The 14,036-nt window shown below is 63.3% G+C and carries 12 protein-coding genes and 2 pseudogenes; 6 read left to right on the top strand and 8 right to left on the bottom strand.

What is annotated here, in order from left to right; translation table 11 throughout:
- The 3 genes and pseudogenes from CFR79_RS05390 to aroB all read right to left on the bottom strand — a co-directional run.
- Window positions 1-126: pseudogene (locus CFR79_RS05390) on the bottom strand (OmpA family protein); the annotation flags it as partial.
- Window positions 127-537: 411 nt separating this feature from the next.
- Window positions 538-1,758 (bottom strand): OmpA family protein, encoded by a 1,221-nt coding sequence (locus CFR79_RS05385; RefSeq protein ID WP_110547153.1) that lies wholly within the window; start codon window positions 1,756-1,758, stop codon window positions 538-540.
- A 275-nt stretch (window positions 1,759-2,033) separates the two neighbouring features.
- Window positions 2,034-3,767, bottom strand: a complete 1,734-nt coding sequence (gene aroB / locus CFR79_RS05380; protein WP_102324837.1) for a 3-dehydroquinate synthase — start codon at window positions 3,765-3,767, stop codon at window positions 2,034-2,036.
- 135 nt (window positions 3,768-3,902) lie between these two features.
- On the opposite strand from aroB, the gene CFR79_RS05375 reads away from it, so the two are divergent.
- The 3 genes from CFR79_RS05375 to CFR79_RS05365 all read left to right on the top strand — a co-directional run bounded on the left by CFR79_RS05375 (window position 3,903) and on the right by CFR79_RS05365 (window position 6,080).
- Window positions 3,903-4,112, top strand: a complete 210-nt coding sequence (locus tag CFR79_RS05375) for a hypothetical protein (RefSeq protein WP_102324609.1) — start codon at window positions 3,903-3,905, stop codon at window positions 4,110-4,112.
- Between the two features lie 12 nt (window positions 4,113-4,124).
- On the top strand, window positions 4,125-5,048 hold the full coding sequence (locus CFR79_RS05370) for a tyrosine recombinase (RefSeq protein WP_110547152.1): 924 nt from the start codon (window positions 4,125-4,127) through the stop codon (window positions 5,046-5,048).
- Between the two features lie 75 nt (window positions 5,049-5,123).
- Complete coding sequence (locus CFR79_RS05365) at window positions 5,124-6,080, top strand: acetyl-CoA carboxylase carboxyltransferase subunit alpha (protein ID WP_102324836.1); 957 nt, start codon at window positions 5,124-5,126, stop codon at window positions 6,078-6,080.
- A 57-nt stretch (window positions 6,081-6,137) separates the two neighbouring features.
- Here the strand turns inward: CFR79_RS05365 and CFR79_RS05360 are convergent, their stop codons facing one another.
- Window positions 6,138-6,896 (bottom strand): competence/damage-inducible protein A, encoded by a 759-nt coding sequence (locus tag CFR79_RS05360; protein ID WP_110547162.1) that lies wholly within the window; start codon window positions 6,894-6,896, stop codon window positions 6,138-6,140.
- 81 nt (window positions 6,897-6,977) lie between these two features.
- Between CFR79_RS05360 and CFR79_RS05355 the strand changes: the two genes are divergently transcribed.
- Window positions 6,978-7,910, top strand: a complete 933-nt coding sequence (locus CFR79_RS05355) for an SMP-30/gluconolactonase/LRE family protein (RefSeq protein WP_110547151.1) — start codon at window positions 6,978-6,980, stop codon at window positions 7,908-7,910.
- A gap of 3 nt (window positions 7,911-7,913) precedes the next feature.
- Here CFR79_RS05355 and mutT read toward each other — a convergent pair whose 3' ends face one another.
- The 3 genes from mutT to CFR79_RS05340 form a co-directional block, all read right to left on the bottom strand.
- Window positions 7,914-8,924: an 8-oxo-dGTP diphosphatase MutT gene (mutT, locus tag CFR79_RS16325; protein WP_110547161.1), complete on the bottom strand. Its 1,011-nt coding sequence runs from the start codon at window positions 8,922-8,924 to the stop codon at window positions 7,914-7,916.
- Window positions 8,917-10,017 (bottom strand): aromatic ring-hydroxylating oxygenase subunit alpha, encoded by a 1,101-nt coding sequence (locus CFR79_RS05345; RefSeq protein WP_102324832.1) that lies wholly within the window; start codon window positions 10,015-10,017, stop codon window positions 8,917-8,919. Before CFR79_RS05345 ends, mutT begins: the two co-directional genes overlap by 8 nt.
- Window positions 10,018-10,273: 256 nt before the next feature.
- The gene (locus CFR79_RS05340) at window positions 10,274-11,146 is read right to left on the bottom strand and encodes an ATP-binding protein (RefSeq protein WP_102324607.1); all 873 of its coding nucleotides are present in this window, start codon (window positions 11,144-11,146) and stop codon (window positions 10,274-10,276) included.
- A 169-nt stretch (window positions 11,147-11,315) separates the two neighbouring features.
- Here CFR79_RS05340 and yajC point away from each other — a divergent pair, with 169 nt between their 5' ends.
- Together yajC and CFR79_RS05330 are read left to right on the top strand one after the other, a co-directional pair.
- Window positions 11,316-11,705, top strand: a complete 390-nt coding sequence (gene yajC, locus CFR79_RS05335; protein ID WP_102324606.1) for a preprotein translocase subunit YajC — start codon at window positions 11,316-11,318, stop codon at window positions 11,703-11,705.
- Between the two features lie 86 nt (window positions 11,706-11,791).
- A pseudogene (locus CFR79_RS05330) lies at window positions 11,792-13,215 on the top strand (sugar porter family MFS transporter).
- 87 nt (window positions 13,216-13,302) lie between these two features.
- Here the strand turns inward: CFR79_RS05330 and CFR79_RS05325 are convergent.
- Window positions 13,303-13,911: a superoxide dismutase gene (locus CFR79_RS05325; protein ID WP_102324830.1), complete on the bottom strand. Its 609-nt coding sequence runs from the start codon at window positions 13,909-13,911 to the stop codon at window positions 13,303-13,305.
- Between the last annotated feature and the right edge of the window lie 125 nt (window positions 13,912-14,036).

The following is a 14,036-nucleotide window of genomic DNA, read 5'->3' as shown; positions in this document are numbered from 1 at the left end:
CTGGGTCTGGGTCAGGTTGTAGCCACCGCCGATATCGACATACGGGCCGGTGATGGTCGTGGCCTTGGCTGCGAACGGTGTCGCTGCCAGCAGGCTGGTTGCCAGTAACGCTGCGCGAAGACGCATGTTTAAGTCCTTAAAGTCTATTGTTGCAGGGCGGGCCCTGTTCTTGTGGTCCGGGCAATGGTTTTGCCCCGATACAGGGCAGCCTGAGATTACCCGCAAGCTATGATGCGGGGCTTAGCGTGTCTGAAGCGGCTTGAGAATGGGCTAAATGGTGCAAGCCGGACGGGTGTGACCAAAAAAACACATATGTCACGGGTATCTTTGGTGATGCCAATCAAAAGACGTGAGTTTATAAGGGTTTTTCCGATATTGCCGATAGATCTCCTTATTTTGCATAGGTCATTATTATAAACGGAAGACCTCTGCTTTCTTCCGTTTCAGGCCCGGACGATTCGACAGGAAAGGGGGAATGCCGGTGCATTCCCCCTCTGCCTGATCAGGAATATCGTTTGCAGGCCGTTTCGGTTCCGATCAGTGCAGGATGATCTCGACACGACGGTTCTGGGGCTCACGGGTATCTGGACCTGTGGGCACCAGCGGGTGTGCTTCGCCGTAGCCATGGATGTCGATGGCATTGGCGGGCACGCCGTCACGGATCAGTTCCGCCTTCACGCTGTCAGCGCGACGCAGGGACAGACCCATGTTGTACTTCTCACCACGCGGGCCGGGATGGGCCGCGGAGTTGTCGGTGTAGCCGTTGACTTCGATGCGGGTGGTCTGGATGTGGGTGGAAGCCTGAGCGGCCTCTGCCACGATCTCACGCGCACGACCGGTCAGGGCGGAGCCGTCCCAGTCGAAGAATACCAGATAGGTGCGGGCTGCTGTCGGCGCGGGCGGCACGACGGCGGGGGTCGGCGGGGGTGGTGGCGGCGCAGTGTTGAAGGCGTAGCGGACGCCCACGATGAACTGGTGGTTGAAGCGCTGGTCATAACGGAGTCGGGTGCTGTCATGACCCAGCGGGCCGGAATAGGACTGCTGTATGAAGCCGTTATCGAAGGATTCGACCTGTCCGATCATGCGGTATTCGGTGGTCATCTGCAGCCCGGCAACTCCGGGGATGTCATAGGCGGCGCCCACGATACCCTGATAGGCGAAGCTGCCATTGGTGCCATGCTGGCTGATGGCGGTCTGCAGTGCGGTGGTGCTGTTCACGTTTTCCCACAGATAACCGGCACCGACACCGACGAAGGGGGTAACGGGCACGTCAATGTTGAACAGACGCTTGAGGTCAATGTCATACAGCACGTTGACGAAGCCGCCATAGGACCGGTCGCTGCCATTGGTCCTGCCATGCATGGGGTGCCCTTTCGGGTCGCCCGTGGTGGCGCTGATGCTGCTCAGGTCCGACCAGTTATAGACCCCTTCCACCTCGGCCCGCAGGCCATTGCCGAAGCCCCAGCCGAAGGCGGCGAAACCGGTCCATCCGGCACCATGGCGCACCTGTTCGCGTTCATGCAGGCCGGGGTCGATCCCTTTGTCAAAATCGCGGACGATGGCGGGCGACGCTCCGTTAAGGTAGGTGTTGTTTATGGCGTCACGCCGCTCCACATCGTAATTATGGACATGCTGGGTCTGGGTCAGGCTGTAGCCGCCCCCGATATCGACATAGGGACCCGTAATGGTCGTGGCCATGGCGGCAGCCGCCGGGGCCGCGATTATGGGAGTCGCCAGTAAAGCCGCGCGAAGACTCATGTTCCCATCCTTGAAGCTTGATCAGGCGGCTTCGTGTTGGTGGAAAATGGGGGCATGTTCCACATCGGCCTGATACAGGTTGACACAATCGGCCTTCGGGCCGTTATCGCTGTGCCGATGGGTCTGTGCGGGAAAGGGGAACTGGTCCTGTCCGCACAGGGGCCATGGCCCGATCGTTGTGCGGTGCAAGGATTGAAATAAGGTAAATGCCCCTTCCCGCTGTCAGGGGAAGGGGTAACGCGTTGTAAAAAAGTCACATGGCGGTGATGGGCGGATCAGGGTGTGCAGCCATCAGCGCGCAGGACCTCGATCACGGCGTCATCGGGTACGTCACGGCAGGTGAAGGCCCGGCCAATGCCGCGCACCAGAACAAAGGACAGGCGTCCGTCGCGCATTTTCTTGTCGCGCTGCATGTTGCGCACAAGTTGCGTGGCGGAGAAATTGCGCCCCGTATCGCTGATCCGCGCAGGCATGGACAGGCGTTCAAGGTGGGATGTCACGCGGTCCAGATCCGCCGCCGCGCAGTAGCCCAGCCGGACCGACAGCATGAAGGCCAGCCGCAGCCCGATGGATACGGCTTCCCCATGCAGCAGGCTGCCATTGTAGCCCATTTCCGCTTCCAGCGCGTGGCCGAAGGTATGGCCAAGATTGAGCAGCGCGCGGCCATCGGCCTTGCGCTCCTCGCGTTCATCATCGCTTACCACCCGTGCCTTGAACGCGCAGGCCATGCCGATGGCTTCGGCCTGGGCCGCAGGATCGCCCGACAGCACGCCCGCGCCATGGCGTTCGCACCAGTCGAACAGTCCCGCATCGCCCAGTAGCCCGGACTTGACGATTTCAGCATAGCCCGCGCGCAGTTCGCGCACCGGCAGGGTGGCAAGGGTGGATGTATCGGCCAGCACCGCGATGGGCTGGTGGAAGGCCCCCAGCAGGTTTTTGCCAAACGGCGTATTGATGCCGGTCTTGCCGCCAACCGACGAATCCACCTGCGAAAGCAGCGTGGTCGGGATCTGCACGAAAGGCAGGCCGCGCAGCGTGGTCGCGGCACAGAAACCCGCCAGATCGCCCACAACGCCGCCGCCCAGTGCGACGACCGTGGTGCCACGCTCCACATGCGCTTCCAGCAGGGCGTTGGTCACGCGCTCATACATGCTGATGGTTTTTGATCCCTCACCGGGGGGGATGGTGATGACCTCGGCGCGGATGCCGGTTTCCTCCAGCCCTTCCAGCAGACGGGGCAGGTGCAGGGGGGAAACGGTTTCGTCCGTCAGGATCATGACGCGCTTCTGCGGCAGAACCGGGGCCAGCAGCGCGCCTGCGCGGCGGATCACGTCCGGGCCGATCATGACATCGTAGCTGGCCCGTTCCAGCCGCACGGGCACGCGCAGGGGCTGCTGGTTGTGTTTCAGGGCCTGTATGACGCGCTCGGCGCTATGTTCCACGTTGTCGTCTCCACAATCCACGATGATGTCAGCCTCCGCATAGACGGGATGGCGTATGCGCATGAGATCTGCCAGCACCGCATGGGGCGGTGCGGCGTTGAGCAGCGGCCGGTGCGTACGTTCCGCCACGCGCTGCACCAGAACCGGTAGCGGGCAGCGCAGCCAGACGGAAACGGCATGCTCGCGTATACCTGCACGCGTCCGTGCGTCCATGAATGCCCCGCCCCCTGTCGCCAGCACCACCGGCGGTCCCGACAGCAGGCGGCGCAGGACAAGCCTTTCGCCCCGGCGGAATTCCGGTTCGCCATATCTGTGGAACAGGTCGGCAATGGTGCAGCCGGCGGCGCGTTCGATTTCCTCATCCGAATCGACAAAGGGCATGCCCAGCCGCGCGGACAGGATGCGCCCGATGGTCGTCTTGCCCGCCCCCATCAGCCCCACCAGCACGATGGTACGTCCGCTGCCTTCGCGCCACGGGGTGGTGGGACCAACGGCATTGAGGTCGAGGGGGATGGTGAGGGATGGGTCCTCCGGACTGGGCCGGTCGGGGGGAATCGGGCGTGACATGAACGGCAACCTAACATACAGCAGGACGGAACCGGTAGAGTCCGCGGTCAGGGGCGGCCCCGCATGGGGCGGGTGGGCGCTCCGCCAGCCCCGGCAGCGGAACACCGGCATCTGCAGGATATGGGAAGCGGTTGGATGGTCCGTATTTTTATTGCCGTGATCGGCGTCGTTGCGGTGTGCGGCGTGGGGGCATTTGTCTCGCTGGGTGCGTTTCCGCCCGCGCTGGTGGCGCATGACGTGCACAAGGATATCCCGATGGCGGCGGCCCCCGCCCCGGCTCCGATCGCCGCCCCGATGGGCGTGGCAAGCGCCCTGCCGGTCGCCCCGCTGGCCCCCGCGCACTAGGCTGCGGGCGATATGGGCATGGACGCCGTCGATGCCTTTCTGGAAATGCTGGCGGCTGAACGTGGCGCCGCGCTGAATACCATCCGCGCCTATGCCCGCGATCTGGCGGATATGGGGCGTGAACTGGCTGCGCGCGGGCTTACGCCGCTGGATGCGGGGGAAGGCGACCTGCGGGAATATCTGTCCGGTCTGGCCGGGCAGGGGCTGGCCCCGCGCACGCAGGCGCGCAGGCTGTCATGCCTGAAGCAGTATTTCCTGTTCCTTGCACGTGAGGGACTGCGACCGGACAACCCCGCCGCCCTGCTGGAGGCGCCCAGGCTGGATGCGCCGCTGCCGCGCTTCCTGTCGGAAGGGGAAGTCACGACCCTGCTTGCGGCGTGTGAACCGGATGCGGATGCAACGCCTGCGCGAAGGCGGCGGCGGCTTATGGCGCGTGCGGCGCTGGAAATGCTGTATGCGTCGGGCCTGCGCATATCCGAACTGCTGTCCCTGCCGCGCCGTGCGCTACAGGCCGCGCCGGGTATGATACTGGTGCGCGGCAAAGGGGGGCGGGAACGGATGGTGCCCCTGTCCGCGCGTGCGCGTGCGGCGGCGCATGCGCTCATGGACATCGATTCCGCGCGTGGAAGTCCCTTCCTGTTTCCCGGCAGGGGAAAAAGCCAACCCATGACCCGGCAGGGATTCGACCGCATCCTGCATGACGTTGCCCTGCGCGCGGGACTGGACCCGCAGCGGCTTTCGCCCCATGTACTGCGCCATTCCTTCGCCACCCATCTGCTGGCCCATGGCGCGGACCTGCGTGCGTTGCAGGTGCTGCTGGGGCATGCGGATATCGCGACGACCCAGATCTATACCCATGTCATGCTTGACCGGCTGCGCGATGCGGTGGCGGCGCATCACCCGCTGTCGGAAACCATGGCGGCGGATACGGAATAGGTAAAAATGCACGGCAGGGAAAATTCCCTGCGTGAAAATGTTTGGCTGGCGTGCAGGCTGTGCTATCGGCAGCGCATGCGCCAGTTTCTAGATTTCGAAAAGTCGGTCGCCGAGCTTGAGAACAAGATCGACGAGCTTCGCAGGATGTCCGGTCCGGACGGGATCAACATTGCGGAAGAGATCACCCGGTTGAGCGAGAAAGCCGACCGGCAGTTGCGTGCCGCCTATGCCAAGCTGACCCCGGGCCAGAAGGTGCAGGTCGCGCGGCATGCCCAGCGGCCGCATACGGTCGATTACATCAGCACGCTGATTACCGAATTTTCGCCGCTGGCCGGTGATCGCCTGTTTGGCGAGGACAAGGCCATCATCGGCGGTATCGGGCGTTTCCGTAACCAGCCGGTCGTGGTGATCGGGACCGAGCGCGGCGCGGAAATCGAAACGCGGCTGAAGCATAATTTCGGCATGGCCCGACCGGAAGGCTACCGCAAGGCGCAGCGCCTGATGAAACTGGCGGGACGATTCGGCCTGCCGGTCCTGACCTTTATCGACACGTCCGGCGCATGGCCGGGTATCGATGCCGAAGCACGCGGCCAGGCGGAAGCCATCGCCCGCTCCATCGAAACCTGCCTGACCGTGCCCGTGCCGGTCATTGCCACCGTCATCGGTGAGGGCGGATCTGGCGGCGCCGTGGCGCTGGGTGCGGGCGACCGCGTGATGATGCTGGAACACGCGATCTATTCCGTCATCTCCCCCGAAGCGTGTGCATCCATTCTGTGGCGTGATCCCAAGCAGGCCGCCACTGCCGCCGATGCGCTCCGGCTTACGGCGCAGGACCTGCTTCAGCTCCGTCTGATCGACCGGATCATTCCCGAACCCCTGGGTGGCGCGCAGCGTGAACCGCAGGTTGCGATTCGCGCCGTGGGTGACGCCATCGCAGCCGAGCTGCCCGCGTTGCTGGCGAAAGATCCCGCGCTGCTCAAGGCGCAGCGACGGGAAAAATTCCTTGCCATGGGGCGTGAGGCCGTAGCCTGATTGTCGGCTCCGTGCCAGCAGCCTGCCTTGGGGCAGGTTACTGGCACGGTCCTGATTTCAGCTTTTGGCCGGTTCGCCTTCATACGGCTCGAAGCCAAGTCGTGCGATCATGTCGCGCACGGCAGTGGCGGCGGACGATACGGCCTGCGCATCCGTTCCCTTGCACAGCAGGCACACCCCGCGCTGGGTTTCATCCAGACGGTAGGGATAAGACCCGATATCAATGGTGGGGTAGTGATTCTGGATCGCTTCAAGCGGGGCGGCCAGTGCGCCTTCATACAGTCCTGTCGCATGCCATGCCCGTGACGTGACCGGCGTGCCGTGGGGCAGGGTGGGCAGCACTTCTTCAAACATGGCGCGCATGATGCGGGGCACACCCGCCATGACATGCACGTTTCCCATGCTGAAGCCCGGAGCGACCGATACGGAATTGCGGATTGGTACCGCCCCCTGCGGCATCGTGGCCATACGCTGACGGGCGGCGTTGAATTCACCGGGTGCGAAATGGGCTTCCAGCAGGCGGAAGGTTTCTGCGTGGTGAACCCATGGCACGCCGAACGATTCCGCGACGCAGGCGGAGGTGATATCGTCATGCGTCGGCCCGATGCCGCCGGTGGTGAACACATTATCGTAAGCAGCACGGGCTTCGGTCACGGTGCGCACGATGACCGCGCGGATGTCCGGTATGATGCGGACTTCGCTCAGGGTAATCCCGGTTTCGGACAGGCGGCGTGCAATATACTGCACGTTCACGTCCTGTGTCCGGCCGGACAGGATCTCGTTGCCTATGACCAGCAGGCAGGCGGTGGGGTTCATGAAGCACATTCCACTATATTGCGGGCAGGAGCATTTTCTCCCCATCCTATAACGACAGGCCGCCAACCGGAAGGAGAAGCCATGGACACGGCAGCAATGCTACAACCACGTTGCGTATGGGACATTCAGGCGCAACTGGGGGAAGGGCCGGTATGGTCCGCGCGTGAACAGGCGCTGTATTTCGTCGATATCGTGGGCCACGCCATCCATCGTTTTCATCCCGCCACAGGGGCACGGTCATCATGGCCCACGCCGAAACGGCCCGGTTTCGTGGTGCCGGTCAGTGACGGGACGCTGATGTGCGGGCTGAAAGATGGCCTGTACCGTTTCGACCCGGCATCCGGCGATTTTCGGTGCGAGGTCGCGGTGGAACCGGGCCTGCCGGGCAACCGGATCAATGATGGCTGTGTGGATTCCATGGGGCGGCTGTGGTTCGGCACCATGGATGATGGCGAAAGCACGCCCACGGGTGCGCTGTATTCCGTAACCCGCAAGCCCGATGGGCTGTGTGTCCAGCGACATGACGAGGGGTATATCGTCACCAACGGGCCTGCCATCTCTCCCGATGGCACGAAGCTGTATCACAACCATTCCCCTGCCGGGATCATCTATGTCTTTGATCTGGCGGCAGACGGGGAACTGACCAACCGGCGCGTCTTTGCCCGTCTGGCGGATGGCTATCCCGATGGCGTGGTGGTCGACAGCGCGGGTGTCCTGTGGGTCGGGGTATGGAACGGGGGGCGGATCGAACGCTTTCAGCCGGACGGCATGCGGCTCGAACCCATCACCGTTCCGGCGCAGAACGTGACGAAAGTGGCTTTTGGCGGGCCTGACCTGCGGACCGTGTACATCACCACCGCGCGTAAGAACACGCCAGACGGGCGTCTGGCAACCCTGCCGCAGGCGGGTGGCCTGTTCAGCATGGCGGTGGAGGTGGCGGGTCAGGTGCCCACCATGTTCCCGGCCACCGAAATGGCCGAGATGGCAGCGCTGCCAGATATTACGAAGGGCTAGAAGCTACAGCAGGTCCTGCAGCAGCGGGACCAGCGGGCGGTCGGCATCGGGCATGGGGTAATCACGCAGCCCGGTGGCCGGCACCCATTCCAGTTTCTGCCCTTCGCGGGGGGTGGGTGTATTTTTCCAGCGGTGGCAGACATAGACGGGCATGAGAAGATGGAAATGCCCGTAATCGTGGGAAATGAACGTGAACGGGGCAAGGCAGGAGCGGGCGACATCCAGCCCCAGTTCCTCATCCAGTTCGCGTATCAGCGCCTCTTCCGGTGTTTCGCCCGCCTCGACCTTTCCACCGGGGAATTCCCACAGGCCAGCCATGGATTTGCCTTCCGGCCTGCGGGCCAGCAGGACACGCGCATCCGAATCGACCAGTGCGACAGCCGCCACCAGCACGATCTTGCGGCCACCATCCGGTGCGGTTTCCGCCGCCCCGTTTTCGCCTTCACCGGCAAAGTCGGCATGACGCGCTTCAAACAGGCGGACGGGATATTCCCCCCCGCGTGAGACGAATTCCTGTGATCCCGTCCCGTTTTCACGAAAGCCGATGCGGTGCAGGACCGCGACCGAAGCATGGTTGTCATGGGCGACCGATGCCGTAAGGCGGTCCACCGGCAGATTGGCCAGCGCCCAGCGGGCAAGCCGTCCCGCCGCCGTGCTGGCAACCTTGCGGTTCCAGTGCGCGCGCCCGACCCAGTAGCCCAGCGTGCAGGACCGGTCGGCTGGATTGATGCGCAGCCCGATGCAGCCGATCAGCGCATCAGGCTGGTCCGACTGCGGGCAGGTGATGGCGAAGTGATAGGCTTCGCCACGCCGGGCCTGCTCGATGGTGGCGGCGATCCATTCCTCGGTCATGGAAAGGGCGTAGGGGAACGGAACGCGGCTGAGCATCCGCACCACGCTCCAGTCATTGATCAGCCTGTGCATGGTCCCGGCATCGGACATGCGGACTTCACGCAGCCTGTATTCACCGGCCTCCAGCACGGGGCCGGTTCCCTGTCCATTGCGTTCAGGCATGCGGCTGGGGCGCACCTGTGGCGATCGGCGCAGGCGTATCCTGATCCGCGGGCAGCCCGCATTCCGCCAGAAGCGAACGCAGGTTGCAGATGACGGGGAAGATTTCCTGATTCCGGTCGCCGCCCTGTTCGTTCCACGCGGCCTGTTCCAGTTCCACGATTTCCCGGTCTTCGCGGAAGATCCGTTCGGTGAACGCGGTCAGGAACGGCCATGCCAGATCCAGAACGCCCGGAATGCCCGGCCGCTTGATGGACAGCAGCCCGAACACCCGGTTGGTCAGTTCGGCTTCATCCTGCGGCACATAGGCGATCCACAGATCCATGACCGGGGCATTGTCGCCAGTCTGGATATGAAGGGTCTGGTAGGGATAGACCGTGCGGATGGTCATGACATCGCGGAAGGCGAATTTCTCGCTGTTGTCGCGCTTCTGGCCAAAGATCAGCGCTTCCCCCAGCGGCTGCTTGCCGCCGGTGCGTGCGAAGCTGTAGCGGGCTTCCACCAGTCCCGGTCCGCGTTCCTGCCCCAGGAAGCGCGGCTTCATCTGGCCCATCTGCTTCATGTGCATGAACTGATGGTTCATATCCATCAGGTTTTCATGCATGAAGCTGTAGTGGCAGTTCACAAGCTGGCCGAAACGGCGGGTCTTGTAGGCCGGGTTCGCAACTTCCGCCAGCCGGGGCAGGGGTGTTGTATCCGCCTTGGCCGCATCGCCCGGAAAGACGAAGATCAGCCCATCCATTTCCCGCACGGGATAGGTACGCACCCCGTTGGGCAGCTTGCCCTTGCCAAGGTAGGGCACGTCGATGCAGCGGCCCGAACGGCCATAGGCCCATCCGTGGTAGCAGCACTGTACGGAGTCACCCTTGACCTGTCCCTTGCTGAGCGGGACCTGCCGGTGGGCGCACCGGTCTTCCAGCGCGAAAACACTGCCCCCTTCGCGGGGACGTACGAGGGCTATGGGCTGCCCCGCATAGCGGGTGCCGATGGTCTTGCCCGGTTTCAGTTCCCGTGACCAGGCAACGGGATACCAGAAATCGGGGTTGGCACGGATTCGGCGCAGGTCCCGCCCGTTGACCGGGGCGGTGGACTGCATGCTGTCAGGCGGTGACGACTGATCCATTGTCTCTCTTGACTGTTAACGGGGCATGGCAGCCGGATGTGCCATGGGGCGGGATGCCGATTGCAAGGGGGCACTTGTTCCCAACCGTATCCTGCCACCACGGCGATATTAAGGATGTTTTTTACGGGCAGGGCAAATGGTTCAGTCTTTTAATTATTTTGTAATCTATCGCCGTGGTTTTCCCCGCCTGCCCGATGCTGTCGCAACGGGGGCGGGGTGGATGGTGTAATTACAGGCCGGGGGCGAGTTCGGCGCTCAGATCCTCGATGAACTGGAATGCGACGCGGCCCGACCGCCCGCCCCGCGCCAGCGACCACGCATTGGCCCGCCGGGTCAGTTCTTCATCGCCGATCGGCAGCTTCCGTTCCCTGGCGTAGCCCCGGACCATGTCCATGAACGTATCCTGCGCACAGTTATGGAAACCGATCCACAGGCCAAAGCGGTCTGACAGCGATACTTTTTCCTCCGTCGCTTCGGAGGTGTTGATCGCCGTCGAGCTTTCGTTCTCGATCATCTCGCGCGGCATGAGGTGACGGCGGTTGGATGTGGCGTAGAACAGCACATTTTCCGGCCGCCCCGCGATGCCGCCATCCAGAACGGATTTCAGGGCCTTGTAGTCCGCGTCTTCGCGTTCGAACGACAGGTCATCGCAGAATACGATGAACCGGCGCGGACTGGACCGCAGCAGGGCCAGCAGTTCGGGCAGGGTGGCCAGATCCTCGCGCTGGATTTCCACCAGCACCAGCCGCCCCCTGCCGGGGCTTGCGGGTCTGCCGTCCACCATGTTGGCCTGCGCGTGCGCTGCCTTGACCAGCGAGGATTTACCCATCCCCCGCGCCCCCCACAGCATGGCGTTATTGGCCGGAAGCCCGCGTGCGAAGTGCAGCGTGTTGTCCAGTATCATCTGGCGCTGCCGTGCGATGCCCTGCAGCAGTTCCATCTCGACATGCGCGACATGGGGCACGGGGGTCAGCCGTCCCAGCGAGGGATGCCAGATGAAGGCATCCGCCCCGTCCAGCCCGGCAAGGGAGGGGGCAGGCGGCGAAAGCCGTTCAAGGGCCGCGGCAATACGTTCAAGCAGGGGCAGGGTGTTGCTGTCCATCGTCGATCCTGATTCAGCATGGCGAATACGGTGGGCATGCCACCGGGTGATCCGGAGCGCGTTGGCCAGTTGCGGCAGGCGAACGCCTTGACGGGAAACAGGCGAAAACTATGGTCCGCATGACAAACCTGCAACCCGTTCAGTTTCCCCTTGTGCCGGAAAGATAGCAATGCCTTCCATTTTCAACGATTTCCTGACCACGCCCGCCCATGCCCAGTCCGCCGGTGGCGGTTTCCTGAGTGCTGATGGCCTTATGGCGATGCTGCCCTACGTGGCCATGTTCGCCATTTTCTATTTTCTGCTGATCCGCCCGCAGCAGCTCAAGCAGAAGCAGTTGCGCAACAGCCTTGCCGCCATGCGTCGTGGTGACCGCGTGCTGACCGGGGGCGGCATCATTGGCGTGGTGCAGAAGGTGCAGGCGGAGTCGAACGAGGTCGAGATCGAAATCGCGGCGGGCGTGCGTGTGATGGTGCTGCGTGACACCATAAGCTCGGTCATCACAAGCTCCGCCACCCCGGCCAATGACAGTGCGCCGGAAAAGACCGCAAAAGACGCCTGATCCCACCTTTTCGCCCCTTCCTGGCCGATTGGGGGCGAACTTCCACTGCGTTGTGCCGTTCTTTACTGAAAGCAGATGGAGGCATAATGCACAGGCAGTCCGGCATCGCGCAGACTGGCCCCGCCGTCCGGACCGGGTCAGCGATACGTGGGCGGGCGGGACTGGCCGCCGGGCTTGCAGCCCTGTCCGGCATCCTGTTCGGGCTGGATACGGGGGTCATGTCCGGCGCACTGGATCTGGTGGCGCAGGAATTCATCCTGTCGGATTTCCAGCGCGAATCGGTTGTCGCCATCATGCTGCTGGGTGCTGCGTTTGGCGTGATCGGCGCTGCGTGGCTGTCCTACGTATGGGGTCGCAAGCGCACGCTGGTCCTGACTGCCGGGCTGTTCATATTCGGCCCGCTGTTATGCGCTGAAGCCGAGACCTTCCGCGCACTGCTGATCGCCCGGCTGCTGCTGGGCATGGCTACCGGGGCGACCACCTTCGTCACCCCCCTCTACATCGCTGAAATCGCAGATTCAGGCCGCCGGGGTGCGATGATACTGGGCTACCAGCTCATGATCTCGCTCGGGCTGCTGTCCGCTTTCGTGTCCGACGGGCTGTTTTCCTATTTCGGGGGATGGCGGTGGATGCTGGGCATCGTGGGCTTTCCGGGCCTTGTGTTCATGATGGGCGTGCTGTTCCTGCCGCCCAGCCCGCGCTGGCTTTTGGCGCAGGGACGCGAACGGGATGCGCGCCGTGTGCTGATCGAACTGCGGGGCCTGCCCCGGCTGGTCACGGCGGAACGCAATGCGATCATGGCGCGGCTGGGAACGCGCGGGGACGGCATTACCAGTTTCATCAACAACCCCAACTGCCGGCGCGGGCTGTGGCTCGCCGTGGCGTTACAGGTGGCGCAGCAGTTCTCCGGCATCAACGCGGTCCTGTATTATGCCCCCATATCATCGGGCTGGCGGGGTATGGGCACGATGTGCAGGTGTGGGGGCCGGTCGGGGTTGGGATCATCAATTTCCTGTCCACCTCCATCGCCATGACATGTGTGGACCGGGTGGGACGCAGGCCCATGCTGATCTGCGGCTTCGCGCTCATGGCGGTGGCCATGGCGGGACAGGCCATCATGTTCGCGGGCGGCGAACCCCCGACGGAGGGCATGCGGCTGCTGATGGGGGCGTTCATGCTTCTGTTCGTGGCGGCGTTCGCTTTTTCCGCCGGTCCGCTGGCATGGCTGCTCTGTGCCGAAATCCTGCCGCTGCGGGGGCGGGAGTTCGGCATGGCGTGTTCCACCTGCGCCAACTGGATCGCCAACCTGCTGGTCAGCGCCACGTTCCTCAGCGGTCTGGAAATCTTCGGCACGAACCGGGTGCTGTGGGGTTATGCAACGCTTAACGCGCTGTTCATGGTGATGGTCATCCGTCATGTGCCCGAAACACGGGGCATGACGCTGGAACAGATCGAGACCGAACTCATGCGCGGCACGCCGCTGCGTACGCTGGGGCGGGACACGCGATAAGACGGCAGGGAATGAAGATTTCAGGACGCGGATACAGAAAACCCGGCGCAAGGCCGGGTTTTCCACATCGTGCCTGATGGATGGGGATCAGGCGGACTGGAGCTGCGCTTCGGCGAACTCGTAGTTGGCCAGCTTGTCCAGGTAGTTGACGATGTAGTCGGGGCGACGGTTGCGGAAGTCGAGGTAGTAGGAGTGTTCCCACACATCCAGACCCAGCAGCACCTTGCCCTGGCCTTCGGCCAGCGGGTTGGAGCCATTGGCGGTCTTCGTCACCTTCAGCTTGCCGTCGGAAGCCAGCACCAGCCATGCCCAGCCCGAGCCGAACTGCGATGCGGCGGCTGCCTTGAAGTCAGCCTTGAACTTTTCGATGCTGCCGAAATCCTCGACCAGCTTCCTGGACAGGGAATCGGGAATCGCCCCACCAGCCGGTGACAGGTTGTGCCAGAACAGGATGTGGTTCCAATGCTGTCCCGCATTGTTGAACACCGGCGCCAGGTCAGGCTTGCCCTTGACCGTCAGGATGATTTCCTCGAGCGACTTGCCCTGAAGTTCCGGCTTGGATTCGACAAAGCCGTTCAGGGCCGTCACATAGGCCTGATGATGCTTGTCATGATGCAGTTCCAGCGTTTCCTGGCACATGCCACGGTTGGCCAGCGCATTGTAGGCGAAGGGAAGGGACGGCAATTCAAAAGCCATGAACATTCTCCTGGGAAGTGCAAGGGGCGGCCTGCGACCGCCATACCAAGATTGCTATGGGGGCGGAGCGGGTGCGTCAAGTGACGGTCCTATGACCATGCCCCTCCGTTCCCTCGTGGGGCAAA

Source organism: Komagataeibacter saccharivorans, assembly GCF_003207825.1.
In the GTDB taxonomy this organism is placed as follows: Bacteria; Pseudomonadota; Alphaproteobacteria; order Acetobacterales; family Acetobacteraceae; genus Komagataeibacter; species Komagataeibacter saccharivorans.
The sequence above is the reverse complement of the archived record's forward strand: the minus strand, read 5'-3'. Positions and strand labels throughout refer to the sequence as shown.